Origin of the sequence: Stenotrophomonas sp. 17(2023) (assembly GCF_030345315.1) — a bacterium.
In the GTDB taxonomy this organism is placed as follows: Bacteria; Pseudomonadota; Gammaproteobacteria; order Xanthomonadales; family Xanthomonadaceae; genus Stenotrophomonas; species Stenotrophomonas acidaminiphila.
Genome location: NZ_CP128405.1, coordinates 1448329 through 1474927, shown reverse-complemented (window position 1 = coordinate 1474927; position 26599 = coordinate 1448329). Strand labels below are relative to the sequence as shown.

The 26599-nt window shown below is 68.3% G+C and carries 23 protein-coding genes and 2 tRNA genes; 8 read left to right on the top strand and 17 right to left on the bottom strand.

Annotated features, from left to right (window positions below; all coding sequences use genetic code 11):
* Nucleotides 1-32 precede the first annotated feature (32 nt).
* Together QQA12_RS06520 and QQA12_RS06515 are read right to left on the bottom strand one after the other, a co-directional pair.
* Entirely contained in the window at nucleotides 33-1697 is a 1665-nt protein-coding gene (locus tag QQA12_RS06520) for a CTP synthase (RefSeq protein ID WP_054664741.1), read from the bottom strand.
* Between the two features lie 187 nt (nucleotides 1698-1884).
* Nucleotides 1885-2136 carry a hypothetical protein gene (locus QQA12_RS06515; protein WP_054664739.1) on the bottom strand — a complete coding sequence of 84 codons (252 nt, stop codon included), beginning with the start codon at nucleotides 2134-2136 and terminating at the stop codon, nucleotides 1885-1887.
* Nucleotides 2137-2298: 162 nt separating this feature from the next.
* On the opposite strand from QQA12_RS06515, the gene parE reads away from it, so the two are divergent.
* Both parE and QQA12_RS06505 read left to right on the top strand, forming a co-directional pair.
* Entirely contained in the window at nucleotides 2299-4188 is a 1890-nt protein-coding gene (parE, locus tag QQA12_RS06510; RefSeq protein WP_226049995.1) for a DNA topoisomerase IV subunit B, read from the top strand.
* Between the two features lie 209 nt (nucleotides 4189-4397).
* A complete protein-coding gene (locus tag QQA12_RS06505; protein WP_226049996.1) occupies nucleotides 4398-5897 on the top strand; it encodes a peptidase S10 in 1500 nt (499 codons plus the stop codon).
* A 90-nt stretch (nucleotides 5898-5987) separates the two neighbouring features.
* On the opposite strand, the gene QQA12_RS06500 is transcribed toward QQA12_RS06505, so the two are convergent.
* A complete protein-coding gene (locus QQA12_RS06500) occupies nucleotides 5988-7109 on the bottom strand; it encodes an inorganic phosphate transporter (protein ID WP_054664727.1) in 1122 nt (373 codons plus the stop codon).
* A 142-nt stretch (nucleotides 7110-7251) separates the two neighbouring features.
* The gene (locus QQA12_RS06495) at nucleotides 7252-7878 is read right to left on the bottom strand and encodes a DUF47 family protein (RefSeq protein WP_054664724.1); all 627 of its coding nucleotides are present in this window, start codon (nucleotides 7876-7878) and stop codon (nucleotides 7252-7254) included.
* A gap of 334 nt (nucleotides 7879-8212) precedes the next feature.
* Between QQA12_RS06495 and QQA12_RS06490 the strand changes: the two genes are divergently transcribed.
* Together QQA12_RS06490 and QQA12_RS06485 are read left to right on the top strand one after the other, a co-directional pair.
* Nucleotides 8213-9472, top strand: a complete 1260-nt coding sequence (locus QQA12_RS06490) for a hemolysin family protein (protein WP_233324826.1) — start codon at nucleotides 8213-8215, stop codon at nucleotides 9470-9472.
* An 82-nt stretch (nucleotides 9473-9554) separates the two neighbouring features.
* On the top strand, nucleotides 9555-10133 hold the full coding sequence (locus QQA12_RS06485) for an exopolysaccharide biosynthesis protein (RefSeq protein ID WP_225546738.1): 579 nt from the start codon (nucleotides 9555-9557) through the stop codon (nucleotides 10131-10133).
* Nucleotides 10134-10235: 102 nt separating this feature from the next.
* Here QQA12_RS06485 and QQA12_RS06480 read toward each other — a convergent pair whose 3' ends face one another.
* The 3 genes from QQA12_RS06480 to QQA12_RS06470 all read right to left on the bottom strand — a co-directional run bounded on the left by QQA12_RS06480 (nucleotide 10236) and on the right by QQA12_RS06470 (nucleotide 12478).
* On the bottom strand, nucleotides 10236-11225 hold the full coding sequence (locus tag QQA12_RS06480) for an LLM class flavin-dependent oxidoreductase (protein ID WP_226049998.1): 990 nt from the start codon (nucleotides 11223-11225) through the stop codon (nucleotides 10236-10238).
* Nucleotides 11226-11338: 113 nt separating this feature from the next.
* On the bottom strand, nucleotides 11339-12085 hold the full coding sequence (locus tag QQA12_RS06475) for a sulfurtransferase (RefSeq protein WP_054668642.1): 747 nt from the start codon (nucleotides 12083-12085) through the stop codon (nucleotides 11339-11341).
* 27 nt (nucleotides 12086-12112) lie between these two features.
* Nucleotides 12113-12478, bottom strand: coding sequence for a DUF6164 family protein (locus tag QQA12_RS06470; protein ID WP_054664712.1), 366 nt, complete (start codon nucleotides 12476-12478; stop codon nucleotides 12113-12115).
* 155 nt (nucleotides 12479-12633) lie between these two features.
* On the opposite strand from QQA12_RS06470, the gene QQA12_RS06465 reads away from it, so the two are divergent.
* Both QQA12_RS06465 and QQA12_RS06460 read left to right on the top strand, forming a co-directional pair.
* Nucleotides 12634-13065 carry an FKBP-type peptidyl-prolyl cis-trans isomerase gene (locus QQA12_RS06465; protein WP_226049999.1) on the top strand — a complete coding sequence of 144 codons (432 nt, stop codon included), beginning with the start codon at nucleotides 12634-12636 and terminating at the stop codon, nucleotides 13063-13065.
* Nucleotides 13049-14296, top strand: coding sequence for a TIGR03862 family flavoprotein (locus QQA12_RS06460; protein WP_226050000.1), 1248 nt, complete (start codon nucleotides 13049-13051; stop codon nucleotides 14294-14296). The genes QQA12_RS06465 and QQA12_RS06460 overlap by 17 nt, the downstream gene beginning before the upstream one ends.
* A gap of 97 nt (nucleotides 14297-14393) precedes the next feature.
* Here QQA12_RS06460 and QQA12_RS06455 read toward each other — a convergent pair whose 3' ends face one another.
* The 5 genes from QQA12_RS06455 to QQA12_RS06435 form a co-directional block, all read right to left on the bottom strand.
* Entirely contained in the window at nucleotides 14394-16016 is a 1623-nt protein-coding gene (locus QQA12_RS06455) for an FMN-binding glutamate synthase family protein (protein ID WP_226050001.1), read from the bottom strand.
* 30 nt (nucleotides 16017-16046) lie between these two features.
* Complete coding sequence (locus QQA12_RS06450; RefSeq protein ID WP_226050002.1) at nucleotides 16047-17336, bottom strand: nucleotide sugar dehydrogenase; 1290 nt, start codon at nucleotides 17334-17336, stop codon at nucleotides 16047-16049.
* Nucleotides 17337-18476: 1140 nt separating this feature from the next.
* Nucleotides 18477-18560 (bottom strand) — tRNA-Leu (locus tag QQA12_RS06445).
* 143 nt (nucleotides 18561-18703) lie between these two features.
* Nucleotides 18704-20113 carry an oxygen-independent coproporphyrinogen III oxidase gene (gene hemN, locus QQA12_RS06440; RefSeq protein WP_054668641.1) on the bottom strand — a complete coding sequence of 470 codons (1410 nt, stop codon included), beginning with the start codon at nucleotides 20111-20113 and terminating at the stop codon, nucleotides 18704-18706.
* An 87-nt stretch (nucleotides 20114-20200) separates the two neighbouring features.
* A complete protein-coding gene (locus QQA12_RS06435; protein ID WP_226050003.1) occupies nucleotides 20201-20617 on the bottom strand; it encodes a group III truncated hemoglobin in 417 nt (138 codons plus the stop codon).
* Between the two features lie 187 nt (nucleotides 20618-20804).
* Between QQA12_RS06435 and QQA12_RS06430 the strand changes: the two genes are divergently transcribed.
* Nucleotides 20805-21092, top strand: a complete 288-nt coding sequence (locus tag QQA12_RS06430; protein WP_182334107.1) for a hypothetical protein — start codon at nucleotides 20805-20807, stop codon at nucleotides 21090-21092.
* On the top strand, nucleotides 21089-22201 hold the full coding sequence (locus tag QQA12_RS06425; protein WP_226050004.1) for a 4Fe-4S dicluster domain-containing protein: 1113 nt from the start codon (nucleotides 21089-21091) through the stop codon (nucleotides 22199-22201). The genes QQA12_RS06430 and QQA12_RS06425 overlap by 4 nt, the downstream gene beginning before the upstream one ends.
* Nucleotides 22202-22213: 12 nt before the next feature.
* Here QQA12_RS06425 and QQA12_RS06420 read toward each other — a convergent pair whose 3' ends face one another.
* From QQA12_RS06420 to pheT, 5 genes are all read right to left on the bottom strand, one after another.
* The gene (locus tag QQA12_RS06420; protein ID WP_226050005.1) at nucleotides 22214-23236 is read right to left on the bottom strand and encodes a TraB/GumN family protein; all 1023 of its coding nucleotides are present in this window, start codon (nucleotides 23234-23236) and stop codon (nucleotides 22214-22216) included.
* Nucleotides 23237-23406: 170 nt separating this feature from the next.
* Nucleotides 23407-23483: transfer RNA gene (locus tag QQA12_RS06415), tRNA-Pro, on the bottom strand.
* A gap of 66 nt (nucleotides 23484-23549) precedes the next feature.
* The gene (locus QQA12_RS06410) at nucleotides 23550-23906 is read right to left on the bottom strand and encodes a MerR family transcriptional regulator (protein ID WP_054664690.1); all 357 of its coding nucleotides are present in this window, start codon (nucleotides 23904-23906) and stop codon (nucleotides 23550-23552) included.
* Nucleotides 23887-24186 (bottom strand): integration host factor subunit alpha, encoded by a 300-nt coding sequence (locus QQA12_RS06405; protein WP_054657702.1) that lies wholly within the window; start codon nucleotides 24184-24186, stop codon nucleotides 23887-23889. Before QQA12_RS06405 ends, QQA12_RS06410 begins: the two co-directional genes overlap by 20 nt.
* 23 nt (nucleotides 24187-24209) lie before the next feature.
* Nucleotides 24210-26591, bottom strand: a complete 2382-nt coding sequence (pheT, locus tag QQA12_RS06400; protein ID WP_226050006.1) for a phenylalanine--tRNA ligase subunit beta — start codon at nucleotides 26589-26591, stop codon at nucleotides 24210-24212.
* Nucleotides 26592-26599 lie beyond the last annotated feature (8 nt).

The following is a 26599-nucleotide window of genomic DNA, read 5'->3' as shown; positions in this document are numbered from 1 at the left end:
CCTTCCCCCGCGGGAGAAGGCGGAAACGAGCGTCAGGCCCGCGCTTCCTTCAACAGCTTGCCGCCGGCCTTCTTCTCGCGCGCGGCGCGGATGAAACCAATGAACAGCGGGTGTCCTCCGCGCGGCGTGGACAGGAACTCCGGGTGCGCCTGGCAGGCCAGGAACCACGGATGCACGTCGCGCGGCAGCTCCACCACTTCCACCAGGGTGTCGTCCATCGACTTGCCGGAAATCACCAGCCCGGCGTCCTCCAGCTGGGTGCGGTAGCGGTTGTTGAACTCGTAGCGGTGGCGATGGCGCTCGGCCACCACGTCCTTGCCGTACAGCTCGCGCGCCAGCGTGCCCGGCTTCAGCCGCTGCTCCTGCAGGCCCAGGCGCATGGTGCCGCCCAGGTCGGACTTCTCGTCGCGCTTCTCGACCTCGCCGCTGGCGGTGCGCCACTCGGTGATCAGGCCGATCACCGGGTTCGGCGACTGGCGATCGTTCTCGGTGCTGTTGGCGCCCTCCAGCCCGGCCACGTGGCGGGCATAGTCGACCACCGCCGCCTGCATGCCGTAGCAGATGCCGAAGTACGGCAGCTTGTGCTCGCGGGCATATCTGGAAGTCAGCACCTTGCCCTCGAAACCGCGGTCGCCGAAGCCGCCGGGCACCAGGATGCCGTCCACGCCCTCGAGCGCGGCCATCCCGCCTTCTTCCAGGTCCTGCGCTTCCAGCCACTTGAGGTTGACCCGGGTGCGCTGACGCAGGCCGCCGTGCTTGAGCGCCTCGCCGACCGACTTGTAGGCGTCCTGGTGGTCCACGTACTTGCCGACCACGGCGATGGTCACCTCATCCAGCGGGTGCAGGGCCGCATCCAGCACCGCCTCCCACTCGGACAGGTCGGCCGGACCGGCCTTGTCGGCCAGCTTGAGCTGGTTGACCACGATCTCGTCCAGGCCCTGCGCATGCAGGCCCATCGGTACGCGGTACAGCACGTCCACGTCCGGCACGCTGATCACCGCGCGCTCGGAGACGTTGGTGAACAGCGAGATCTTGCGCCGCTCAGAATCGGGGATGGCCTGCTCGGAGCGGCACAGCAGCACGTCCGGCTGGATGCCGATCGAACGCAGTTCCTTGACCGAATGCTGGGTCGGCTTGGTCTTCAGCTCGCCGGCGGCGCCGATGTAAGGCACCAGCGTCAGGTGCATGAACAGCGCCTTCTCCGGGCCGCGCTCGGTGCGCACCTGGCGGATCGCCTCCAGGAACGGCAGCGACTCGATGTCGCCGACGGTGCCGCCGATTTCCACCAGCGCCACGTCGTAGCCCTCGGTGGCCTCGTCGATGCAGCGGCGGATCTCGTCGGTGATGTGCGGGATCACCTGCACGGTCGCGCCGAGGTAGTCGCCACGGCGCTCCTTGCGGATCACGTTCTCGTAGATGCGCCCGGTGGTCACCGAGTTCTTGCGGCTCAGCCGGGTGTGGACGAAGCGCTCGTAGTGGCCCAGGTCCAGGTCGGTCTCGGCACCGTCATCGGTGACGTAGACCTCGCCGTGCTGGAAGGGACTCATGGTGCCCGGATCGACGTTGATGTACGGATCCAGCTTCATCATCGTGACCTTCAGGCCACGCGCCTCGAGGATGGAGGCCAGCGACGCGGCGGCGATGCCCTTGCCAAGCGAGGACACCACACCGCCGGTAACGAAAATAAGGGGGGTCATGGCTCACTTGCCTCCCGGAAAGCCCTAGTTTAAAGGTTGTCGCGCGAACACCCAAGCACCGGATGCGGCGACCGCGGAAAATCCTGCCCGCGCCGCGCCGGGCGTACGGCCCGGCCGCCACGGGGCCGTAACAAAAAAAGACGCCCCGGCCTGCGCCGGGGCGTCCACGTACACCGGGAAACCCGCATCAGCGACGCTTGCGGGCTTCCTCTTCTTCCTCTTCGCGCGGGGCCGGCTGCTCGCCCCTGGCCTTTTCCTGGGCAGCGGCGGCGGCGCGGCGCTTGGCCTTCTGCTCGGCCTCGCTCTGCGCCTTGTCGGCGGCGGCATTCTGGGCGGCCTCGCCCGTCTTGGCCTTGTCCGCGCTCTGCGCCATCACCAGCGGCACCGCAACGACGGCGGCGGCAGCCACGGCCAGAACCAGCAATTTCGACGATTTCATAGTCATCCTCCGGAGTTCTCGCCGGCACATGGGGCGCCGGCTGCGTACTTTCCAGTGCCAACAGGATACCCCTGGCCGCCCCTCCCGGCACTGAACACCGGCGTGCAAATTTCCCCGGCAGACCGCAAACTTGCCCGTCGCATCAGCGCCTTATCGAGATACATGAACGCCCGCTACAACGCCGCCGACATCGAAGTCCTCTCCGGCCTGGACCCGGTCAAACGCCGTCCAGGCATGTACACCGACACCGCGCGCCCGAACCATCTGGCGCAGGAAGTCATCGACAACTCGGTGGACGAGGCGCTGGCCGGGCACGCGAAAACGGTCGAGGTCGTGCTGTTCAAGGACGGCAGCTGCGAGGTCAGCGACGACGGCCGCGGCATGCCGGTGGACATCCACCCGGAGGAGAAGATCCCCGGCGTCGAACTGATCCTGACCCGGCTGCACGCCGGCGGCAAGTTCAGCAACCGCAACTACACCTTCTCCGGCGGCCTCCACGGCGTGGGCGTTTCCGTGGTCAACGCGCTGTCCACGCTGGTGGAGATCCACATCAAGCGCGAAGGCAGCGAGCACCGCATCAGCTTCCGCGACGGCGACCGCGCCAGCCCGCTGGAAGTGGTCGGCTCCGTCGGCCGCAGGAACACCGGCACCCGGCTGCGCTTCTGGCCGGACCCGAAGTATTTCGACACCCCCAAGTTCAACGTGCGCGCGCTGCGCCACCTGCTGCGCGCCAAGGCGGTGCTGTGCCCGGGCCTGACCGTCCGGCTGACCGACGAGGCGACCGGCGAGACCGAGACCTGGTATTACGAGGACGGCCTGCGCGACTACCTGAAGACCGAGCTGGGCGAACGTGAAATGCTGCCGGCCGACCTGTTCGTGGGCGTCCTGAAGAAGGAAACCGAGGCGGTGGACTGGGCCGTGGCCTGGCTGCCGGAAGACGAACTGGTGCAGGAAAGCTACGTCAACCTGATTCCCACCGCCCAGCACGGCACCCATGTCAACGGCCTGCGCACCGGCCTGACCGAGGCGCTGCGCGAGTTCTGCGATTTCCGCAACCTGCTGCCGCGCGGCGTCAAGCTGGCGCCGGAAGACGTATGGGACCGGGTGTCGTTCGTGCTCTCGCTGAAGATGACCGACCCGCAGTTCAGCGGCCAGACCAAGGAACGCCTGTCCTCGCGCCAGGCCGCCGGTTTCGTCGAGGGCGCCGCCCACGATGCCTTCAGCCTGGCCCTGAACCAGAACGTGGAAGTCGGCGAGAAGATCGCGCAGATCGCCATCGAGCGCGCCAGCGCGCGCCTGAAGACCGAGAAACTGGTCGTCCGCAAGAAGGTCACCCAGGGCCCCGCCCTGCCCGGCAAGCTGGCCGACTGCATCAGCCAGGACCTGTCGCGCACCGAGCTGTTCCTGGTGGAAGGCGACTCGGCCGGCGGCAGTGCCAAGCAGGCCCGCGACAAGGATTTCCAGGCGATCCTGCCGCTGCGCGGCAAGATCCTCAACACCTGGGAAGTGGCCTCGGGCAGCGTGCTGGCCTCGGAGGAAGTGCACAACCTGGCCGTGGCCATCGGCTGCGACCCGGGCAAGGACGACCTGTCGGGCCTGCGCTACGGCAAGGTGGTCATCCTGGCCGACGCCGACTCCGACGGCCTGCACATCGCCACCCTGCTGGCTGCGCTGTTCCTGAAGCACTTCCCGGCGCTGGTCGCCGCCGGCCACGTGTTCGTGGCGATGCCGCCGCTGTTCCGCGTGGACGTGGGCAAGCAGGTGTTCTACGCGCTGGACGAGGAAGAGAAGCGCTCGCTGCTGGAAAAGGTCGAGCGCGAGAAGATCCGCGGCCAGGTCAGCGTCACCCGCTTCAAGGGCTTGGGCGAGATGAACCCGCAGCAGCTGCGCGAATCCACCATCCACCCCGACACCCGTCGCCTGGTGCAGTTGACCGTGGACGACGAGGAGCAGACCCGCTCGCTGATGGACATGCTGCTGGCCAAGAAGCGGGCCAGCGACCGGAAGGGGTGGCTCGAGAGCAAGGGCGACCTGGCCTCGCTGGAAGTCTGATTCCGGCGCGGGCGGCAGCTGTCGTGGCGATGGCGCAGGCACGCAGGCGCGGCCGCCGTCACGCCCCGGGGCAGCGGCGGAGCTCCCCCGCCTGCGCCGCTTCGCGCCCGGGATTGCACCCTTGGGCCGGCCCCACATGGCTTTGGGCACATTTGCCGCTCCCGCCACGGGCCTAGGATCGTCCGCTCCCCGATCCTGTGGTCATCCGCATGAAACACCTGCTGTACGTGGCCGCGCTCGGCGCCGGCCTGCTGTTCGCCGCGCCCGCCCCGGCCAGGCCCGCCGCCGACGCCGGTGAAGACAAGGCCGCTGCGGCCGCTGCAGCCGCTCCCGCGGCGCTGCCGGCCGATGCCTCGGTCCGCCAGAGCATGCGCCTGGAAGGCCGCACCCTGGACTACACCGCCACCGTCGGCTCGCTGCCGGTGCGCGATGCGCAGGGCAAGGCCATCGGCGATGTCGTGTTCACCGCCTACACCATGCCCGGCAAGGACCGCCCGGTCACCTTCGCGCTCAACGGCGGCCCGGGCGCCTCGTCGGTGTACCTGAACCTCGGCGCGGTGGGCCCGAAGGTGGTGGCCTTCGGCAGCGAGGGCGACAGCGCCTCGGCGCCGGCCACGCTGCGCGACAACCCCGGCACCTGGCTGGATTTCACCGACCTGGTGTTCATCGACCCGATCGGCACCGGCTTCAGCCGTTCGCGCATTCCCGACGAGGAAGCGAGGAAGCAGTTCTTCAACCCGACCGCCGACATCGAGTACCTGTCGCGCGTGGTCTACGACTGGCTGCTGAAGAACCAGCGCATGACCGCGCGCAAGTACCTGGCCGGCGAGAGCTACGGCGGCTACCGCGGTCCGCGCATCACCCACTACCTGCAGACCCGGCTGGGCGTGGCGATGAACGGCCTGGTGCTGGTCTCGCCGTACCTGAGCCCGACCCTGGAGGACAACAGCGACGTCTCGCCGATGGCCTGGATCCAGACCCTGCCCTCGATCGCCGCCGCGCACCTGGAGCGCCAGGGCCGGCTCACCGATGCGGCGATGCGCGACGTGGTCGAGTACGCCCGCGGCGACTACGCCACCGCGCTGATGAAGGGGCGCTCAGACCCGCAGGCGACCGAGGCGATGCTGCGCCGGGTCACCGAGTTGACCGGCCTTGACCCGGCGTTCGTGCGCCGCGCCGGCGGCCGCCTGGAAACCCAGGCCTACCTGCGCGAGGTATTCCGCGACAAGGGCACGCTGGGCAGCCGCTACGACTCCAACGTCACCGCCTTCGACCCGTTCCCCACCGACCCCGGACAGCGTGCCAACGACCCGTTGCTGGACAGCATCATCGCCCCGACCACCACCGCCATGGTGGACTTCGTCACCCGCGTGGTCGGCTGGAAGGTCGACGCCCGCTACAACGCGCTGAGCTACGAGGTGAACCGCCAGTGGGACCGCAACGGCGACCTGCGCGCCGGCGCGGTCACCCAACTGCGCCAGGCCGTGGCCATCGACCCGCGTCTGCAGGTGCTGATCGTGCATGGCTGGAACGACCTGTCGTGCCCGTTCATGGGCTCGATCCTGACCGTGGACCAGATGCCGGCCATGGGCAGCGACCCGCAGCGGGTGCAGGTGCGCAGCTACCCGGGCGGACACATGTTCTACAGCCGCGCCGACAGCCAGGCCGCGTTCCGCCGCGACGTGCGCGCCATGTACCAGCGCAACTGAAGCCGCCGCTGGCGCACAAACGAAAGGCCCGCCGGGAAGGCGGGCCTTTGCGCATGCGTCGGCCGGCATGCCGGCAATCGCGTCGACCGCTCAGTTCCAGCCGGCCAGCTCGAACACTTTCAGGATCAGGTAGGCGCAGCCGCCGGCCGCCGGGATGGTCAGGATCCAGGCCCAGATGATGCGCTCGATCACCCCGATGCGCAGCGACTTCGGGTTCTTGGCGAAGCCAACGCCCATGATCGCGGTGGAGATGCTGTGGGTGGTCGAGACCGGCATGCCGAAGTGCGCGGCCAGGGTCAGGATGGTGGCCGAGCTGGTCTCCGCGGCGAAGCCGTGGATCGGGTGCAGCTTGACCATCTTGTGGCCCAGGGTCTTGATGATCTTCCAGCCGCCCGAAGCGGTACCGGCGGCCATCACCACCGCACAGGTCAGCACGATCCACATGGCGATGCCGTCGCCGGCATGCGCGTCCGGGTGCATGAACGCCAGCCACGACGGCAGGTTGTCCAGTGCGCCGGTGGCCTCCGCGCCGATCAGGGTCATGGCGATGATGCCCATGGTCTTCTGCGCGTCGTTGTGGCCGTGGGCGAAGCCCATGTAGGCGGCCGAGACGATCTGCGCCTTGCCGAAGAACGCGTTGACCCAGCGCGGGCGCGCCAGCCGGCGCAGCACGCCACCGGCCCGCGCCATGCCGGCGATGATCGCCCACAGCAGGCACATCACCACGATGCCGAGCAGGAAGCCGGCGATCGGCGAGGTGATCATCGGCACGAACACCTTCCACAGCAGGCCCTTGTTCTGCGCCCAGTTGCCGAGGTTCTGCGACCAGATCAGCGCGTCCCAGTTGTTGTGCGCGGCGGCCAGGCCGGCACCGCACAGGCCGCCGATCAGCGCGTGCGAGGACGAGGACGGCAGCCCTTTCCACCAGGTGATCAGGTTCCAGACGATGCCGCCGAGCAGCGCGCACAGGATCACCTGCGGGGTGACCTCGACCACGCTGGTGTTGAGCAGGCCGTTGGCGATGGTCAGCGCCACCGCGGTACCGGTCAGCGCGCCGATCAGGTTCATGCCCGCGGCCAGCATCACCGCCCAGCCGGGCGAGAGCACCTTGGTCGCCACCACGGTGGCGATGGAGTTGGCGGTGTCGTGGAAGCCGTTGATGAACTCGAAGACGAGCGCCGCCAGGATCACTACGAGGACAAGGGTCAGCATCGCAGCTGCCCCCTTGGATCAAGCGAGCAGTCCTGCCGCGCCGCGGCGGGAAGGGGGATGTGGAAGCGCGGCTCGCGGGCATCGGCACGGCCGATGCCCCCGCTTCCGAAGCCGGAAATGCACGGGATCCGCATCATGGCAATCACGAGTTCTTCAACACGATCTGGTAGACCACCACCCCCGCCTCGCGGCAGCGGTCGATGGCCTTCTCCAGGATCTCGAAGAATTCCTTGAGCAGGAACATCTGCAGGTTGTCCAGGCGCCCGGAATAGATTTCCCGGTACAGCTCGAGCATCAGCCGGTCGGCCTCGTTCTCCAGCGCGCGCAGCTTCTCGTTCATCGCCGTCATGCGGTCGATGTTCATGTGGCGCAGGTCCTTGACCATGTCCACCACCACGCCGGCGGCCTGCTCCAGCATCGCCGCGCGCGGGGCGAAGTCGATGTGCGCAAGGTGCTGGGTGGCCAGCGCATAGCGGTCGGCGAACTTCTCGATCTGCTTGGGAATCTTGTACAGCGCCGAGCCCAGCGCCTCGATGTCCTCGCGCTCGATCGGGGTCATGAAGCTGTCGACCAGCGCCTGGCTGATCTTGTCCGAGGCCGCGCGCTCGCGCAGGCGCGCCAGCTTGAATGCATCCAGGGCGGGCTCGCGGTCGGCTTCGCGCATCATCGCGTGCAGCGCCTTGGCGCTGTCGGCGGCGGCCTGGGCGGCCTCGTCGAGATAGGTGTAGAACTGCTTGCCGGAGCCGAAAATGGTCTGCAATGAAAACATTGGAAATGCCTGTCCGCCGTCGCGGAAGGGACGGCACCGGGGCGAATTATGACGGCTGGATGACTTCTCGGGTATTCCCGGCCCGTTTCCGGCCGCGAAAATGAACAGGCGGTTGCAGGCACCGCATGCCGGTTTGCTAAGATGCGCCGGCGCCCTCCGCGGGCGCACCTTATGGACGACGACCCTTACCCCCCGCCGCAGCGCCCGGGCACGCCCCTGAGCCCCTGCCGCCACCGCAAGCACCCTCCCTCCCTGCCAACAACCCGGGGAGCGACCCGTGTTTGAACTGATCCTCATCGTTTTCGCCCTGATCCTGCTCAACGGCTTCTTCGCCATGTCCGAGATGTCGGTCATGACCTCGCGCAAGAGCCGGCTCAAGCAGATGTCCGCCACCAGCAAGCGCGCCGAGCGCGCCCTGGCGCTGGCCGAGAAGCCCGAGAACTTCCTGTCCACCGTACAGATCGGCATCACCGTGATCGGCGTGCTGACCGGCTTCCTCGGCGGTGAAGCGCTGGGCGAAGCCATCGCCGTCTGGATCCAGGGCCTGATGCCGGGCTTCGCCTATGCCAGCGCGGTCGGCAAGGCGCTGGCGGTGACCCTGATCACCTTCGTCACGCTGATCTTCGGCGAACTGGTGCCCAAGCGGCTGGCGCTGACCCGTTCGGAGGACATCGCCGGGCTGGTGGCGATGCCGATGGGCTGGCTGGCGACCCTCGCCTTCCCGTTCGTGTGGCTGCTGTCGCGGACCACCCGGCTGGTGCTGCGCCTGCTGGGGCTGGGCAACACCGACTCGGCGTCGGTGACCGAAGAGGAAATCCGCATGCTGGTGGCCGAAAGCCACGAGGCCGGGGTGATCGACATCCACGAGCGCGACATGATGAACCGGGTCATGCGCCTGGGCGACCGCACCGCCGACAGCCTGATGACCCCGCGCAACCGCATCGCCTGGCTGGATACCAACGCCGACCTCGAGAAGAACCTGGAGACCATGCACGAGCATGCGTTCTCGCGTTACCCGGTGTACCGCGGCAACGACCAGGACATCGCCGGCATCCTCGAGGTCAAGTCGCTGGTCACGCGCCGCCTGCAGGGCGACACCCATGCGTTGTTCGAGAACCTGCGCGAGACGCTGTATGTCTCCGAGTCCACCCATGCGATGAAGCTGCTGGAGATCTTCCGCGAGGAACACCAGTCGATGGCGCTGGTGGTGGACGAATACGGCGAGATCCAGGGCCTGGTGACCATCAGCGACCTGATGGGCGCGGTGGTCGGCCGCCTGCAGGCGCCGGAGAACACCGACGAGGATGCACTGGTGGTCACCCGCGAGGACGGTTCGCTGCTGGTGGACGGCTCGCTGCCGGTGGACGACCTGCGCGAGCTGATGGGCGGGGTCGAGCTGCCCGATGCCGAGGAAGGCGACTACTACACGCTGGCCGGCATGTGCATGCACTTCTTCGGACGCATCCCGCACGCCAGCGAGTACTTCGACTGGTCCGGCTGGCGCATCGAGATCGTCGACCTGGACGGCGCCCGCATCGACAAGCTGCTGCTGCGCCGGCTGCCGGAAGAAGACGAAGATGACACCACCGGCTGAGCCGCAGGACGGCGGGCCGGAAGGCGGCGGCGGCCCGGCGCCGGGCGCTTACCGCAACGAGGGCATCCGCACCCTGCTGTCGATGTTCGAGCATGGCGATCCGGAGGAACAGCAGCCGCTGGGCAGGATCCTGCAGGGCCTCCAGGAAAGCGCGTTCGGCGTATTCCTGTTCATCGCCATCCTGCCGGCATTCATTCCCGTGCCCGGCATCGGTGGCGCGGTCAGCGGCCCGCTGGTGCTGCTGATCGGCCTGCAGATGATGGCCGGCCTGTCGCGGCCCTGGGTGCCGGGGTTCATCGCCCGGCGCGGGCCCAGGCGCGGCACCATGCACCGCTTCCTCGGCCGGATCGACCGGCCGCTGCGGCGCCTGGACCGGATGCTCAAGCCGCGCCTGTCGGCCCTGGTATGGCCACTGCCGGCGCGGGTGTTCACGGGGCTGCTGCTGGTCATGACCGGGGTCCTGCTGTCGCTGCCGATTCCGCTGACCAACTATCTGTTCGGCTTCCAGCTGCTGCTGTTCGCGCTGGCACTGATCGAGCGCGACGGCGCGCTGATGCTGTTCAACTGGATCGCGGCACTCGCCGCCTGCCTGTTCTTCGGGCTCGGCTCCGGGCAGCTGGTCAGCCACAGCATCGACCTGTTCCAGCGCTGGACCAGCTGAGCCGCGGCAACCGCGGCCATCAGGCGGGTCGCCCGCTCCAATTGCCCGTGATCGCCACGGCCGGCCCTGTGCGCCGGCGCCGCCGCGATCCGGGCACAGGGCTCAATGCCGTGCCTGCCAGGCCTGCATCGCCAGTTCGAACGAGCGCAGCCGTGCGCCATGGTCGAAGATGTTGGCGGTGAGCATCATTTCATCCGGCCGGTGGCGCGCGGCGAAAGCCGCCAGCCCCTCGCCCACCTGCTCCGGGTCGCCGAGGACGGTGCAGGCCAGCGCCCGCTCCACCCCGGCCTTCTCGTGCGGTTCCCAGAACGCCTCGATATCGTCGACCGGCGGCGGAATCCGCCCCGGGCGGCCACGCCGCAGGTTGACGAAGCCCTGCTGCTGGGTGGTGAACAGGCGTCGCGACTGTGCCTCCGACTCGCTGGCCACCACGTTCAGCGCCAGGATCGCCCACGGCGTGCGCAACCGTGCCGACGGCCTGAAATCGCGGCGGTAGAGCGCCAGGGCCTCGTCCATCGCGTCCGGGGCGAAATGCGAGGCGAACGCGAACGGCAGGCCCATCGCCGCCGACAGCCGTGCGCTGAACAGGCTGGAGCCCAGCAGCCACACCGGCACCTCGATGCCGGCGCCCGGCACTGCCTGCACGGCCTGGCCCGGCTGCACCGGTTCGAAGTAATGCAGCAGTTCGGTCACGTCCTGCGGGAACTGGTCGGCGCTGTCGAAGTAGCGGCGCAGCGCGCGGGCGGTGGCGTGGTCGGTACCCGGCGCGCGGCCCAGTCCCAGGTCGATGCGTCCGGGATACAGCGAAGCCAGCGTGCCGAACTGCTCGGCCACCTGCAGCGGCGAGTGGTTGGGCAGCATGATGCCGCCGGCACCGACGCGGATGCGCGAGGTGCCGCCGGCGACATGGCCGATCAGCACCGAGGTGGCCGCGCTGGCGATGCCCGGCATGTTGTGGTGCTCGGCCAGCCAATAGCGATGGTAGCCCCAGCGCTCGGCATGGCGCGCGAGGTCGAGCATGTTGGCGAACGCCTGGCCGGGCGTCGCGCCTTCGCAGACGGGGGCCAGATCGAGGACGGAAAGGGGAATCATGCGGCGGTTTCCGGCAGGGGATGGGCAGGACATGGGGCGCGCGGCGCGGTTTCCCATCCCCTAGCGCGGCGCCGGCGGCCGAACACTGTTTTCCAGCGCCCCTGCTGCGGGGCTCAGGCCGCCGCGTCGTCCACCAGCGGCTGCAACTGCGGGTCCAGGGCCACGCGCTCGTCGAACACGAAGCAGCGGCCATCGTAGCCCTCGCCGCCGACCTCCTCGAAGTAACCGAGGATCCCGCCCTCCAGCTGCAGCACGTTGTCCATGCCGTCGTTGCGCATCCACAGCGCGGCCTTCTCGCAGCGGATGCCGCCGGTGCAGAAACTCACCACGGTGGCGTCGGCCAGCGCGGCGCGGTGCGGCTCCAGTGCCGCCGGCAGGTCGGTGAAGCGGGCGATGGGCAGGGTCAGGGCGCCGGCGAAGGTGCCATGGGCGAACTCCTGCGCGTTGCGGGTGTCGAGCATCACCACGCGCCTGCCATCGTCGTCATGGCCCTGCCGCAACCAGCGCGCCAGCGTGGCCGGCTCCACCGAGGGTGCGCGCGGGTAGTCCAGCGGCTGGCCGTCGTCGCGGCGGAAGCTGATGATCTCCTGCTTCACCTTGGCCTTGAGCCGGGCAAACGGCTGCATGCGGCTGTAGCTGTACTTGACGCGCATGGCGGCAAAGCGCGCATCGGCCTTCAGTTCGGCGTAGAAACCATCGATGCCGTCGCGGCTGCCGGCCAGGAACAGGTTGATGCCCTCGTCCGCCACCAGCACGGTGCCGCGCAGCGCGTGCGCCTGCGCCCGTTCCAGCAGGCGGGCGGCCAGCGCGTCGGCATCGGCGACGGGGACGAAGTGGTAAGCGGCGGTGTTGACGATCATCGGCATATTTTACGGCGCGCGCGGGCCTCAGCCACGCAGCAGCATGAACGGCAGCAGCACCAGCGCCGCCGCGGCCAGCATGCCCAGCAGCACCGCAATCACGTACAGCGGCCGCCGCCGCAGCAGCGAGCCGAACGTCTCGGCGGTGCCGTCGCGCAGCGCGGCCTCGCGTTCGGCGCGCACGCGCTGCCCGCGCTCGGCCTGGTAGCCATCCATCAGGGCCCGCGCGCGCGCATGGTCCTGGCGATCACGCAGCCACAGGCCGCCACTGGAAATGCCCCAGGGGCTGGGCTCGGTGCGGTACCAGGCGATACCGTGACGGTCGAGCAGTTCGCAGACCTCGCGGCTTTCGTCTTCGCCGACATTACGCAGATTGAGCAGCAGTTTCGCCATCGCGCCATGATACCCGCTGGCGATGCGCTACCCTTGCGCGCCATGGCCGTGACTCCCCCATGCGGTACGCGCCTGCGCGTGCGCGGGGCCGGCTCGCCGCCCCTCCCCTGGCCTGCCCCGCATCCCGCGCGGCCGCCTTCAACCTGGAGCCCACCATGCGTCGCCTGTTCGTGCCGTTGCTGTTGTCCCTGCTTGCCGCCGGCTGCACCCCGCCCGGTCCGCCCCCGGGGGGCAGCATCGCCGCCTTCGAGCGCATCGACACGGTACCGGGCAGCGGCACCGAAGCGGTACCCGGCGCCCGGGTCACCGTGCACTACACCGGCTGGATCTACGACGAGCGCCGCGCCGACAGGCATGGCGAGAAGTTCGACAGCTCGCTCGATCGTGGCGAGCCGTTCACCTTCGATCTCGGCGAGAAGCAGGTCATCCGCGGCTGGGACGAAGGCGTGGCCGGGATGAAGGTCGGTGGCAAGCGCACGTTGATGATCCCGGCCGACTACGGCTACGGCAACCGCCGCGCCGGCCCGATCGCGCCGGGTTCCTCGCTGGTGTTCGACGTCGAACTGCTCGATGTCCAGCCCCGCTGAACCCGGGCGCGCCGGCAAGCGCGTGGCGGTGGTCGGCGGCGGTCCCGCCGGGCTGTTCGCCGCCGAGCGCCTGCGCGCGTGCGGCCTGTCGGTCGATCTGTACGAGGCCAAGGGCTCGCCCGGGCGCAAGTTCCTGGTCGCCGGCAAGGGCGGGCTCAACCTCACCCATTCCGAACCACGCCCGCAGTTCGACCAGCGCTACCGCGAACGCGAGGCCGAAGTCGCCGGCTGGCTGGACGGCTTCGACGCCGATGCCCTGCGCGACTGGGCGCGCGGCCTGGGTGTGGACACCTACGTCGGCAGTTCCGGGCGGGTGTTCCCGCTGGACCGCAAGGCCGCGCCGCTGCTGCGCGGCTGGGTGCGGCGACTGAAGGAACAGGGCGTGCGCTTCCACGTCCAGCATCGCTGGCTGGGCTGGAACGGCGACGGCTCGCTGCGCTTGCAGTGCGGCGAGGACGAGATCGCCGTGACCGCCGACGCCACCGTACTGGCACTGGGCGGCGGCAGCTGGCCTGAACTCGGCTCGGACGGTGCCTGGGTGCAGGCGCTGCATGCGCGCGGCGTGGACGTCGCGCCGCTGCAGCCGGCCAACTGCGGCTTCGACCTCGACTGGAGCGGGCATTTCTGCCAGCGCCATGCCGGCAGCCCGCTGAAGCCTGTCGTCGCGCACTGGCGCGACCTGCATGGCCGGCCGCAGCAGCTGCAGGGCGAATGCGTGGCCAGCGAATACGGCATCGAGGGCAGCCTGGTCTATGCCATCGCCGCCGACCTGCGCGAAACCATCAACCGCGACGGCCATGCGCTGCTGGAACTGGACCTGGTGCCCGGCCGCGACGCGGTACGCCTGCATGCCGACCTGTCGCGCCCGCGCAAGGGGCGCAGCTTCGGCGAGCACCTGCGACGCGCTGCGGGCATCGATGCGGTCAAGGCCGCGCTGGTATTCGAACGGCTGGGCAAGGATGCCGGCGACGACCCCGATGCGGTGGCGCGCACGCTCAAGCGCCTGCCGCTGCGCCTGCTGCGGCCGCGGCCGATGGCCGAGGCCATCAGCACCGCCGGCGGCGTGCGCCTGGAGGCGATGAATGCGGGGTTGATGCTGCAGGCCCTGCCCGGCGTGTTCTGCGCGGGCGAGATGCTGGATTGGGAAGCGCCGACCGGTGGCTACCTGCTCACCGCCTGCTATGCCAGCGCGCTGCGCGCGGCCGAGGGCGTGGTCGACTGGCTGCGCTGAGCGCACCGCGGTGGGCATGCCACGACGGCGAGGCACCGTACTTCCACCCGGTGCCCGGCCCGCCGCCCCAGCCTCTCCCCCGGGAGGGGCGTGGGTTTCAGTGCAGCTTGGTACCGCGCAGCGCCGCGATGCGCGCGGGCGGTTGGAACGAATCGCTGCGCGCGTCCGCCCAGTACTCGCGGAACACCGCATGGCCCGGCACCCGGTCGATCAATTCGCCCGGCGCCAGGTAGCGGTACAACGTCGCCATCGAGCGGATCTCGATCGGCGACACCCGCCGCAGGATGTGCTCCGGGCCCAGTTCCGAGGGGTCGTTCAGGCCGGCCGCGCCGAGCAGGTCGCGCAGCGCGCGCAGGGTGTTCTCGTGGAAATTGCGTACCCGCTCGGCCTTGTCGGTCGGGTCCAGGTGGCGCCAGCGGCTGGGATCCTGGGTGGCGATGCCGGTCGGGCACTTGTCGTTGTGGCAGCTCAATGACTGGATGCAGCCCAGCGCGAACATGAAGCCACGCCCGGCGTTGCACCAGTCTGCCCCCAGCGCGATGGTCCGCGCGATGTCGAAGGCGCTGGTCACCTTGCCGGCCGCGCCAATGCGGATACGGTCGCGCAGGTTCAGGCCCACCAGCGTGTTGTGCACCAGGATCAGCGCCTCGTTCATCGGCACGCCGACGTGGTCGATGAACTCGGCCGGCGATGCGCCGGTACCGCCCTCGGCGCCATCGACCACGATGAAGTCGGGCAACAGCCCGGTCTCGTGCATGGCCTTGGCGATACCGAACCATTCCCACGGATGGCCGATGGCCAGCTTGAAGCCGGTCGGCTTGCCGCCGGACAGCTCGCGCAGGCGCGCGACGAACTGCAGCAGTTCCACCGGCGTGGAGAACGCCGAGTGCCGCGACGGCGACACGCAGTCCACACCCATCGGCACGCCACGGGTGACCGAAATCTCCGCGCTGACCTTGGCCGCGGGCAACACCCCGCCATGGCCGGGCTTGGCGCCCTGCGACAGCTTGATCTCGATCATCTTGACCTGGTCGTGGTTGGCGTTCTCGACGAAGCGCTCCTCGCTGAAACGCCCCTGCTCGTCGCGGCAACCGAAATAGCCCGAACCGATCTCCCACACCAGGTCGCCGCCGTTCTCGCGGTGGTAGGGCGAAATCGAGCCTTCGCCGGTGTCATGGTAGAAGCCGCCCATCTTCGCGCCCTTGTTCAGCGCGCGGATGGCGTTGGCCGACAGCGAACCGAAGCTCATCGCCGAAATGTTGAACACGCTGGCCGAGTAAGGCCGTGCGCAGCCGGCGCCGATGACCACGCGGAAGTCGTGGTGCGGGATGCTGGTCGGCGCCATCGAGTGGTTGATCCACTCGTAGTCCACCGCGTAGGTACTGCGCAGCGTGCCGAACGGCACCACGTCCATCACGTTGCGCGCACGCTGGTAGACCAGCTGGCGCTGCTGGCGCGAGAACGGCACGTCCTCCAGGTCGCTCTGCACGAAGTACTGGCGGATTTCCGGGCCGATGGATTCGAAGCCGTAGCGGAAGTGCGCCAGCACCGGATAATTGCGCCGCAGCACGCTGCGCCGCTGCAGCATGTCCCAGGTACCGATCAGCGCCATCGCGGCGAACAGGCCGACGCCCCAGTACCACGCGGGCCAGTGCGCCGCCAGCACCAGCGATACCGGCAACAGGACCAGTGCCAGTACATAGACCAGATAACGATGCATTGCCGTCCTCGTGACCGGGGATGGCGGATTCTACAACCGGTCGTCCACCACGTGCCGCGGCCATACCGACTTGACGTCGTAGACCACCATCTCCGGCACGCCCAGCGCACGTATGCGCGCGGCGTCGAGCTCGCGGAACTGGCGGTGCGCGACCGCCAGCACCACCGCGTCGTAGTGTCCCTGCGCGGGCGCATCGACCAGGCGCATGCCCGATTCGCGCTCGGCCTCGGCCGCATCCGCCCATGGATCGAAGGCATCGACCTGCGCGCCCTGCCCGGACAGCAGGCGGGCCAGATCCAGCGCACGGCTGTTGCGCAGATCCGGGCAGTCCTCCTTGAAGGTCACACCCAGCACCAGCACCCGGGCACCGCGCAGCGGCTTGCCCTTGCCGGCCAGCAGTGCGTCCACCCGCGCCACCACGTGCGCGACCACCCGGTTGTTGACCTGGCGCGCGGTGTGGATCAGGTCGGGGTGGTAGCCCACGCTCTCGGACTTGTGCAGCAGGTAGTACGGGTCCACGCCGATGCAGTGGCCGCCGACCATGCCCGGGCGGAACGGCAGGAAGTTCCACTTGGTGCCGGCCGCCTCGAGCACGTCCAGGGTATCGATGCCGAGGCGGTCGAAGATCAGCGCCAGTTCGTTGACCAGGGCGATGTTGACGTCGCGCTGGATGTTCTCCACCACCTTGGCCGCTTCGGCCACGCGCAGCGACGGCGCGCGCCAGGTACCGGCGGCGATGATGCGGCGGTACAACGCGTCCACCACTTCGGCCGCTTCCGGCGTGGATCCGGAAGTGATCTTGCGGATGTCCGGCAGGCGCCGCTGGCGGTCGCCCGGATTGATCCGCTCCGGGCTGTAGCCGCACCAGAAATCCTGGTTGAAGTGCAGGCCCGAGCCCTGCTCCAGCAGCGGCACGCAGACTTCCTCGGTGGTGCCGGGATAGACGGTGGATTCGTAGATCACCAGGTCACCGCGCTTGAGCACCCCGGCGATCAGCTGGCTGGCCGCGCGCAACGGCTCCAGGTCAGGCTGCTCCCACGCATCGATCGGCGTGGGCACGGTGACGACGAACACATTGCACCGGGCCAGTTCCGCCGCGTCGGCGCAATAGCGCAGGCAGGTGGCCGCCGCCAGTTCGGCGGCATCCAGCTCCAGCGTGCGGTCGTGGCCCTGGCGCAGCTCGGCCACGCGCGTGGCATCGATGTCGTACCCAAGCGTGTCCAGCGTCCGCCCGAACTCGACCGCCAGCGGCAGGCCCACATAGCCCAGGCCGACGACGGCGATGCGCGGCGCACTGGCTGCGGAAATGTCGGCGCTCATCCCATCCCTCAAGGTTGCATGCTGGTGCCCGGAGCCGGAATCGAACCGGCATGGGGTTGCAGCTGGCAAACTTTAAGCAATGCCACTCGCAAATGGTAGAGCAACGTCCCGGGAAATTTCCACACCTGATCACCGCCAACCACCAAAATGGCGGAATTTCCAAATGCCCGCGATAGGCAGAGTTTTACAAAGACTAAGATAGGAATAGAATACGAAAATATCAGCGCCACCTGCACACAGCAACTACCTCAATACCATATATAAAAAAGCAACATCACATCACACACCACAATAAAGACATATCAATGGAGTGGAGCAAGGGTCCAAATTAGCGTACAAGTTACTGCAGGAACAGTCGTCATCCCGCTAATCAAGTTATAAGAACACTGATAAACACTCTCGTTAGATTTTGACGTAATCCATATGGAGGAAGCATGTACTTGCACCTCAAATCCAGAAGTACTTGTCGTAGTAGAAACGGGAGTTGAGCACTTCCCCGCCGGAACCCCCAAACTCGTCACCCTAGACACACAAAACGAAACTCGCCCATTTGCATTATTAAAGAACCAAGTTCCACCAGCCGCCGCTTCACCAGAATGCTGAGATATAGCACCAATATCTGCCGACACACTCCCATTAAAAACAATTCCAACAGTCAACACAGATGCCATTATAAGCGAACGACCAATACCCATACGTCCTCCAAAGATGAATAATCACCCACACAGAAAAGCAACTCCAATACAATCAAAACACTGGAAATAAAATACCAAATGTAAAATAAACCATCATTTATATATAACAATAGGAAAAATACCAGTTGCAGCGTAGGAAATTCCTTACACCACATAAACTCCTCACCATAGATGTGGCGTCCAGATGCCGGGGCAAACCTAGCCCCGCCCCCCCGTAGTGAGCGGCATCCACTTCCCAGCGAGCAACGGTCGAAACAAAAAACGGATCTTGCCGGCGACATTCGCCAAGCGCAGCGCCAACTTCGGCCACACCTGGGGGAGGGGGATGACCGAACACTAAGTTCGCAACCGCTGCGGCGCCAAGGTCACCCCGACGCGATGAATTGCGGAAATGCCGCCTTCATTGCGGAAATGAAAAAGGCGGCCGAAGCCGCCTAAGTCATTGTGCCCGGAGCCGGAATCGAACCGGCATGGGGTTGCCCCCGGCGGATTTTAAGTCCGATGCGTCTACCAGTTTCGCCATCCGGGCATCGCGATAGCCTGCCTGATCGGCACGCGCTTGTGAATCCGAACGATGCCATGCGGTCGAACCCCGCCATCGCGGCGGGGCTGCGGCGGCGGTTCCCAACGCGGGCGTGGCCGTCGCACGCCGGCCACGCCCCGCGGCGGCGTTCAGATCGCCCGCGAGTACCGTGCCGGCTGCTGCGGCGCCTGCAGGTAACGGTCGAAGCACATGGCGATCAGGCGCAGCAGTGGCCGCCCCTGCCGGGTCGCGGCGACGACGCCGTCGTGGTACCGGGCCAGCCCATCGGCGGCCAGGTGCTGCAGCGCCGCCAGTTCGACGGCGAAGTACTGCTCGAAATCGATGCCGTGGCGCGCCGCCAGGGCGTGGCCGTCCACGCGGCCATGGCACATCAGCTGCTGGATCAGCTCGGCACGGAGCACGTCGTCGGCATCCAGCTCCAGCCCGCGCCATACCGGCAGGCCGCCAGCATCGATCCGCGCCTCCCAGTCCTTCAGGTCACGCGGGTTCTGGCTGTAGCTGTTGTCGATCCGGCTGATGGCGCTTACGCCCAGCCCCAGCAGGTCGCTGTCGGCATGGGTGGTGTAGCCCATGAAATTGCGGTGCAGGCTGCCGGCGCGCTGCGCGCGCGACAGGTCTTCTTCCGGCAGCGCGAAATGATCCATGCCGATGTACTGGTACCCCGCCGCCGACAGCCGCTCCACCGCCAGCCCGAGCAGCGCCAGCTTGCGTTCGGCGTCGGGCAGCTCCGCATCGACGATCTGCCGCTGCGCCTTGAACAGGTGCGGCATGTGCGCGTAGCCGTAGATCGCCAGCCGGTCCGGACGCACCGCCAGCACGGTTTCCAGCGTGCGTGCGAAGCCTTCCAGGGTCTGCTTCGGCAGGCCGTAGATCAGGTCGACGTTGACCGAGCGCAGGCCATGGCGGCGGCAGGCGTCGATGATCGCCAGCGTCTCGTCCACGCCCTGCACGCGGTTGATCGCCTGCTGCACCGCAGGGTCGAAATCCTGCACACCGAGGCTGGCGCGGTTGAAGCCCAGCTGCGCCAGCACGGCGATATCGTCCGGACTGACCGAGCGCGGGTCCAGTTCGATGGAGAAATCGCGGCCGGTATCGCCGCTGAAGCAGAAACGCTGGCGCAGTCCCTCGACCAGGCGCGACAACTGTTCCGGCTCTAGGAAGTTGGGTGTGCCGCCGCCGAAGTGCAGCTGGGTGACCTCGCGCCCGGGTGCGAACAGCGGCGCCACCCGGTCCGCTTCGGCAAGCACGCGGTCCACGTACGGCGCCCCCTTGTCACGGTCGCGGCTGATGACCCGGTTGCAGCCGCAGTAGAAGCAGGGACTGGTGCAGTACGGCACGTGCACGTACAGCGACAGTGGCCGCGCCGATGCATTGCTGCGCGCGATGGCCTCGCGGAACTGCCCGGCACCGTAGCCATCGTGGAAATGCGGCGCGGTGGGGTAGGACGTGTAGCGCGGTCCCGGCCGGTCATGGCGGCGCAGGATGTCGGGATCGAAGGTCCAGCCCAGGGGATCGGGAAATGCAAGGGGAGTGTCCATGCGCGCAGACTGCCCGATGCCGCGCGCGGCTGCCTTGAGCCAGATCAATGGAGCCGCCGCACGCCCCGGCCCGGAGCGTGGCCGGCCCTAGGGGTCCAGCACCGTCAGCGTGGGCCAGCGCGACATCTGGAACCGGCGCCAGAAATTGCCGGCGATGCGCTCGGCGGCATCATCGGCCAGCCGCTGCATCGGCACGTTGCCCAGTTCGGCCGTGGTCTGCCGGAACAACTGCAGCCAGCGCTCGAACAGTTCCTCGCGCAGTTCGTCGATCACCATGTGTTTCTGCATCGGCGCGCCCTGGAAACGGCGGGTGCCGCGCAGCAGTGCCGACCAGAAATCGACCAGGTGCCGCATGTGCGCCTCCCAGTCGTCGACATGCGCCTCGAATACCGGCCCCAGCAGGTCGTCCTTGCGCACGCGCCCGTAGAAGCGCCGTACCAGGCGGTCGATCTCCTCCTCGCTGCACAGGTCCGCCGCCGGCTGCGGCAGGCGTTCATCGTTCATTGCTGCAAAGCTCCTCGCCTGGCGGCCATTGTGCTGAACGGCTTCCGGGCATGGCTTGATCCAGATCAAGGCTGCCCGGCCCGGGGCTGCCTAGGCTGAAGGCAAGTCCGCCCTTGCCTTCACCGCCGCTTCGGCGAAGCGGCAAGCACCGATTGTACGCCCGACAGGCCCCGCGTCCGATGTCACCATGATCGACCCCGACACCTCGTCCCCCACGCCCCCCTCCCCGGTACAGAAGCTGGGCGCGGTGCTGTGGCCGAGCTTCTTCGTCGCGGTGGTCGCGTCGGTGCTGTTCTTCGCCTTCTTCGACCCGCTGGACCTGCAGCGCATCGGCTTTCCGCAACATGCGATCAGCCGCGGCCTCGGCTATACCGCCGGCTTCTTCCTGGCGTGGCTGGGCACGTTCTGCGCCTGCAGCGTGACCGCCCTGCTGCTGCGCGCGCCCGGTGGCGACGAAGAGCCGCCGCTGGAATGAGCAGCATCCAGCGCCCCGGCTACTCCGCGACCGCGCACCCGGCCGCGCCCACACGCCGGGCACCGGTGCAGCGGCGCCATGTCGCGCAATGGCTGGTGCTGGCGCTGATGCTGGGCCTGTTCTACGGCGTGCCATGGCTGCGCTGGCATGATGCCCCCTTGCTGCTGTTCGACATCGAGGCACGCCGCATCCACTTCTTCGGCCTTGGCCTGCGCACCGATGCGATCGTGCCACTGCTGTGGCTGGCGCTGGCAGGACTGACCGCGCTGTGCCTGGTCACCAGCCTGTACGGCCGGCTGTGGTGCGCCTATGCCTGCCCGCAGACCGTACTGACCCGCCTGCACCGCGCAGTGCGCCGCCTCACCACGCTCAACGGGCGGGCCGGCGGGCGCACCGAGCCAGTCCTGCGGCACGCGCTGTGGGCCGCGGTATCGCTGTGGACCGGCATCACCTTCGTGGGTTATTTCTCACCGATCGGCGGCCTGGTCGGCGGCTTGCCCGCCTTCGAGCTCGGGGGCTGGAAAGTATTCTGGATCGCCTTCTACGCCCTGGCCACCTGGGCCAACGTGCTGTTCCTGCACGAGCAGGTCTGCACCTACCTGTGCCCATACGGCCGCGTGCAGCCATGGCTGACCGACGCCTTCACCCCGTCCATCCACTATGACGCGCGGCGCGGCGAGCCACGCGGCGCACGCGCGGCCGGCGGCGGCAGCGTGATGCAGCGTGCGCGTGGCCTGCTGGATCCGGTGACCGCGCGCGACTATGTGTTCCGCGCCGCACACCCGGCCAGCGCCGGCCCGCGCCCGACCTTCAGCGACGCCCATCTCGGCGACTGCACCGATTGCGACGCCTGCGTGCGTGCCTGCCCGATCGGCCTGGACATCCGCAACGGCCGCAACGACTCGTGCATCGAATGCAATGCCTGCACGGATGCCTGCGACGACACCATGGCCCGCAACGGCTTCCCTGCCGGGCTCATCCTGCGCACCAGCATCGCCCGCATCGAGCAGCGCCCCCCCGCTACCTTCCGCGCCCGGCCGCTGCTGTTCGGCGCGCTGACCGCGCTGTTCCTGGTCCTGGCGATCACCGGGCTGCTGGCGGCCAGCTGACGCCGCGCCGGCTCAGGGCGCTTCCACCGCATAGCCACGCGCCTGCAGCCGGGCCAGGTAGCCATCGGCAGCCAGCAGGCCGTCGACCGGCAACATCGCGAACGTCTCGCGGTTCCGGCCCAGCGCCTCCTCGGCGATCGTCATCCAGTGCCGGTAGCCGCGCTCGCGCAGATCGCCATAGCCGCGGTTGCGGGCGAAGCCGGAATCGGCAACGGCACGCAGGCAGGCGCCATCGGCGTCTTCCAGGCGCAACTGGCGCAACGCCTCGACGTCACCGACCGCCCAGGCATTGGCGCGCTCCACCAGCCGCGGCAGGTCGCGCTCGACCGACGCCAGCTTGTGCTCGAAGCAGGCCACGTCATCGAAACCGCCGGCTCGGAACTCGCGGATCGCCGCCTTCGGGTCGTCGATCTCGAACTTCAGCGTCGTCGAGGTCGGCTTGATGCCGGCGGCCTTGGCCGCCTTCTGCACCACCGGCCAGACCACCGGCTTCTGCCCCAGTCCGGCCGACTTGATCGCCGCCGCGTACAGTTCGCTGGCGGCGATCATCGGCCGCTTGCGCTCGACCCCACCGTCGCGCCCCAGGTAGCGGCGCTTCTGCGCCTGCCAGCGCGCATACAGCGCCGGTGGCAGCACATCCTCCAGCTTCGCGCCATCCTCGTTGCGCATCGCTTTCCACGCAGCCGGCGCCAACGCCAGCATGCCGAAGAAGCCCACGTCGGCATTGAACGACAAGGACGGCGGCAGCAGTACCTGCTGCGAGCGCGCGACGATCGCTTCCACCTCACCCGACTGCCACTGGATCCGGTCGGGCAGCGGCGACGCCGTCCCCAGGATCCACAGCACGTGGTCGTCCTTGCTGACCTTCCACAACCCCGGGCCGGGCTGCACGCCATGCACCACCAGGGTTTCCAGATCGCGGATCGGCGCCGGGTCCGGCGTGCTCGCGGGTACGGCGGGCGGCGCAGCCGCATGCAACTGCGAGAGCGAAACCAACCACAACCCCACCAGCACACTCCATCGGGCAACGCGCATGTCCGTTCCTGACATCCGGGAAAGGCGCGAATCTAGCCGGTTCCACGCCCCTGCGCGTTAAGGTGGCGGGAGTTGCCGACGACGCCCGCTCTCAGCAGTGGCAGCGCGCATGGCGCAACGAAAAACGGCCTGCACCATGAAGTGCAAGCCGTTGATCAGCAAACAGTAATTGGTCGGGACGGCCGGATTCGAACCGACGACCCTCTGCCCCCCAGGCAGATGCGCTACCAGGCTGCGCTACGCCCCGATCGTTACTGCATGCCGCCACCGTGGTGGCGAGCCGGCGATTATACGCGTATTGCCGTGGAAGCGGTCAACGCCGCAGCAACTGCAGCACTTCCTCCAGCTCCATGCGCACCTGCCTGATGATCTGGTTGCTCAGCGCCGACTCCTGCCGCGCACCCTCGCCTTCAAGACGCAGGCGGGCACCGCCGATGGTGTAGCCCTGTTCGTACAGCAGGCCGCGGATCTGCCGCACCATCAGCACGTCGTGGCGCTGGTAGTAGCGGCGGTTGCCGCGGCGCTTGGCGGGCTCCAGGCTGGGAAACTCGGTTTCCCAGTAACGCAGCACGTGCGGCTTCACGTCGCACAGCTCGCTGACCTCACCGATGGTGAAGTAACGCTTGGCCGGAATCGGCGGAAGTTCGCGGTTACTGCCCGGATCCAGCATATGCCTCCACCCGCTCCTTGAGCTTCTGGCCCGGACGGAAGGTGACCACCGTGCGGGCGGAAATCGGAATCTCCTCCCCGGTCTTGGGATTGCGGCCCGGGCGCTGGTTTTTGCGCCGCAGGTCGAAATTGCCGAAGCCGGACAGCTTCACCTGACGTCCCTGTTCCAATGCATCGCGCAGCACGTCGAAGAACGCATCGACGAACTCCTTGGCCTCGCGCTTGTTCAAGCCGACCTCGTCGAACAACCGGTCGGCCATCTCCGCCTTGGTCAATGCCATGCCTGTTCCCTGTTACCTGCGCTTCAGCCCCGGATCCTGGCGCCGTGTTCATGCTCGACGGCGGCCACCACGGAGGCGACCACGGCGTCCACGTCGCGGTCCGTCAGAGTGCGCGAGGTGTCCTGCAAAATCAAGCCCATAGCCAGACTCTTGAATCCGGGTTCGACGCCCTGGCCGACGTAGCGGTCGAACAGCACGACCTCGCGCAGCAGGCTGCCCGCGGCCTGGCGGATGGTCGCCAACAGCGCCGCCCACTCGACCGCCTCGGCCGCCACCACGGCCAGGTCGCGGCGTACCGCCGGGAACCGCGACAGCTCGCCGGCGCGTGGCAGCGCACGCGCGGCCAGCGGCTCCAGGTCCAGCTCGAACGCCAGCACTTCCACGTCGATCTCCATCGCCGCGGCCAGGCGCGGGTGCAGCTGGCCGATCCAGCCGATGCGCTGGCCGTCGCGCCAGACGTCGGCCGACCGTGCCGGGTGCGCGAACGGGTGCTGCGCGACACGGAACTCAAGCTGCGCCCCGGCGGCGGCGGCCAGCGACTGCAGGTCGCCCTTGAGGTCATGGAAATCGACCTTGCGCGCCTTCTCGCCCCATTGCAGCGCAGCGGCATCGCCACAGACCGCCGCGGCGACGCGCACGGTTTCACGCGGCGCCTGCCCGGCTTCGCCGGCCTGCTGCGCGAACACGCGCCCCAGTTCGAACAGGCGTACGCGGCCGGCCTGGCGCGCGACATTGCGACCCAGCGTGGCCACCAGACCCGGCAGCAGCATCGGCCGCATCACCGCCAGCTCCGCCGACAGCGGATTGGCCAGCGCCACGCGATCGTCCAGCAGCGACCAGTGGTCCAGCAGCTGCGCATCGACGAAGGCGTAGTTGATGGTTTCCAGCATGTCGCGCGCCACCAGCTGGCGGCGCACGCTCAGCTCGTCCAGGCGGGTTTCGCTGGGCATGGCGATGCGTGCCGCACCCGCGGGCAGCGTGGTCGGGATCTGCTCGTAGCCGTGGATGCGCGCGAGCTCCTCGATCAGGTCCTCTTCGATGGCGATATCGAAGCGCCGGCTCGGCGCGGTGACATTCCAGCCTTCGGCCGCCGGCGCCACCTCCATGCCCAGCGCGCGCAGGATGCGCTCGACCTCGGCATCGTCGATGGCGATCCCGAGCACGCGCGCGATGCGTGCGCGGCGCAGCAGGATCGTGGCCGCCACGGGCAGGTCGGCCTCGCGCACGGCCTCGGTGACCGGCGCCGGCACGCCGCCGGCCAGGTCCAGCACCAGGCGGGTGGCGTATTCGATCGCGGTGCGCGGCAACTGCGGATCGACGCCGCGCTCGAAACGGTGGCCGGCATCGGTGTGCAGGCCCAGCTTGCGGCCGCGGCCCATGATCGCGGCCGGCGCGAAATGCGCCGCCTCGAGGAACACGTTGCTGGTGGCGTCGGTGACCCGGGTATCGAAGCCCCCCATCATCCCGGCCAGGCCGACCGGGCGGTCGGCATCGGTGATCACCAGGAAGCTGTCGTCCAGGGTCGCATCGCGGCCATCGAGCAGCTTCAGGGTTTCGCCGGCGCGCGAGCGGCGCACGCCGATGCCGCCCTTGAGCGTGTCCAGGTCGTAGGCATGCATCGGCTGGCCCAGTTCCAGCATCACGTACTGGGTGATGTCCACCAGCAGCGACACCGGGCGCACGCCACTGCGGCGCAGGCGCTCGGCCATCCACGAAGGCGTGGCCGCACGCGCATCGACGCCTTCGATCACGCGGCCCAGGTAGCGCGGCGCCTCGGCGCCGGCCTGCAGCGTGATGGCCAGCTCGCGCGCGCCCTGCGCCGGCACCGCGTCGGCGGTGAACGGCTTGACCTGGCTGCGGGTGGCGGCGGCGACGTCGAAGGCGATGCCGCGCACGCTGAAGCAGTCGGCGCGGTTCGGGGTGAGCTTGATCTCGATGCTGGCGTCGGGCAGGCCGAGGTACTCGACCAGCGCCGTGCCCACCGGCGCGTCATCCGGCAGCTCCAGCAGGCCGGAAGCGTCGCTGTCCAGGCCCAGTTCCCTGGCCGAGCACAGCATGCCGTTGGATTCCACGCCACGCAGCCTGGCCGGCTTGATCTTGAGCTCGCCGATCTGCGCGCCGACCAGGGCCAGCGGCGCCACCAGGCCCGGGCGCGCGTTCGGCGCTCCGCAGACGATCTGCAGCAGCTCGCCCCGGCCCGCATCGACCTTGCACACCTGCAGGCGGTCGGCCTCGGGATGGCGCACCGCCTCGACGATGCGCGCCACCACCACGTGGTCCAGGCCCTGGCCCAACGCCGTCACGTCCTCGACCTCCAGGCCGATGGCGGTCAGCACCGCGCTCAGCGCGTCGCGCGAGGCGTCGGTGGGGACATGGCTGCGCAGCCAGTTTTCGGAGAATTTCATCGTTGCTC

What these genes read in the sequence shown, in the direction of transcription:
- QQA12_RS06520 (WP_054664741.1), bottom strand. Translation starts at nt 1,697, where the DNA reads ATGACCCCCCTTATTTTCGTTACCGGCGGTGTGGTGTCCTCGCTTGGC.
- QQA12_RS06515 (WP_054664739.1), bottom strand. Translation starts at nt 2,136, where the DNA reads ATGAAATCGTCGAAATTGCTGGTTCTGGCCGTGGCTGCCGCCGCCGTC.
- parE (WP_226049995.1), top strand. Translation starts at nt 2,299, where the DNA reads ATGAACGCCCGCTACAACGCCGCCGACATCGAAGTCCTCTCCGGCCTG.
- QQA12_RS06505 (WP_226049996.1), top strand. Translation starts at nt 4,398, where the DNA reads ATGAAACACCTGCTGTACGTGGCCGCGCTCGGCGCCGGCCTGCTGTTC.
- QQA12_RS06500 (WP_054664727.1), bottom strand. Translation starts at nt 7,109, where the DNA reads ATGCTGACCCTTGTCCTCGTAGTGATCCTGGCGGCGCTCGTCTTCGAG.
- QQA12_RS06495 (WP_054664724.1), bottom strand. Translation starts at nt 7,878, where the DNA reads ATGTTTTCATTGCAGACCATTTTCGGCTCCGGCAAGCAGTTCTACACC.
- QQA12_RS06490 (WP_233324826.1), top strand. Translation starts at nt 8,213, where the DNA reads ATGTCCGAGATGTCGGTCATGACCTCGCGCAAGAGCCGGCTCAAGCAG.
- QQA12_RS06485 (WP_225546738.1), top strand. Translation starts at nt 9,555, where the DNA reads ATGTTCGAGCATGGCGATCCGGAGGAACAGCAGCCGCTGGGCAGGATC.
- QQA12_RS06480 (WP_226049998.1), bottom strand. Translation starts at nt 11,225, where the DNA reads ATGATTCCCCTTTCCGTCCTCGATCTGGCCCCCGTCTGCGAAGGCGCG.
- QQA12_RS06475 (WP_054668642.1), bottom strand. Translation starts at nt 12,085, where the DNA reads ATGATCGTCAACACCGCCGCTTACCACTTCGTCCCCGTCGCCGATGCC.
- QQA12_RS06470 (WP_054664712.1), bottom strand. Translation starts at nt 12,478, where the DNA reads ATGGCGAAACTGCTGCTCAATCTGCGTAATGTCGGCGAAGACGAAAGC.
- QQA12_RS06465 (WP_226049999.1), top strand. Translation starts at nt 12,634, where the DNA reads ATGCGTCGCCTGTTCGTGCCGTTGCTGTTGTCCCTGCTTGCCGCCGGC.
- QQA12_RS06460 (WP_226050000.1), top strand. Translation starts at nt 13,049, where the DNA reads ATGTCCAGCCCCGCTGAACCCGGGCGCGCCGGCAAGCGCGTGGCGGTG.
- QQA12_RS06455 (WP_226050001.1), bottom strand. Translation starts at nt 16,016, where the DNA reads ATGCATCGTTATCTGGTCTATGTACTGGCACTGGTCCTGTTGCCGGTA.
- QQA12_RS06450 (WP_226050002.1), bottom strand. Translation starts at nt 17,336, where the DNA reads ATGAGCGCCGACATTTCCGCAGCCAGTGCGCCGCGCATCGCCGTCGTC.
- hemN (WP_054668641.1), bottom strand. Translation starts at nt 20,113, where the DNA reads ATGGACACTCCCCTTGCATTTCCCGATCCCCTGGGCTGGACCTTCGAT.
- QQA12_RS06435 (WP_226050003.1), bottom strand. Translation starts at nt 20,617, where the DNA reads ATGAACGATGAACGCCTGCCGCAGCCGGCGGCGGACCTGTGCAGCGAG.
- QQA12_RS06430 (WP_182334107.1), top strand. Translation starts at nt 20,805, where the DNA reads ATGATCGACCCCGACACCTCGTCCCCCACGCCCCCCTCCCCGGTACAG.
- QQA12_RS06425 (WP_226050004.1), top strand. Translation starts at nt 21,089, where the DNA reads ATGAGCAGCATCCAGCGCCCCGGCTACTCCGCGACCGCGCACCCGGCC.
- QQA12_RS06420 (WP_226050005.1), bottom strand. Translation starts at nt 23,236, where the DNA reads ATGCGCGTTGCCCGATGGAGTGTGCTGGTGGGGTTGTGGTTGGTTTCG.
- QQA12_RS06410 (WP_054664690.1), bottom strand. Translation starts at nt 23,906, where the DNA reads ATGCTGGATCCGGGCAGTAACCGCGAACTTCCGCCGATTCCGGCCAAG.
- QQA12_RS06405 (WP_054657702.1), bottom strand. Translation starts at nt 24,186, where the DNA reads ATGGCATTGACCAAGGCGGAGATGGCCGACCGGTTGTTCGACGAGGTC.
- pheT (WP_226050006.1), bottom strand. Translation starts at nt 26,591, where the DNA reads ATGAAATTCTCCGAAAACTGGCTGCGCAGCCATGTCCCCACCGACGCC.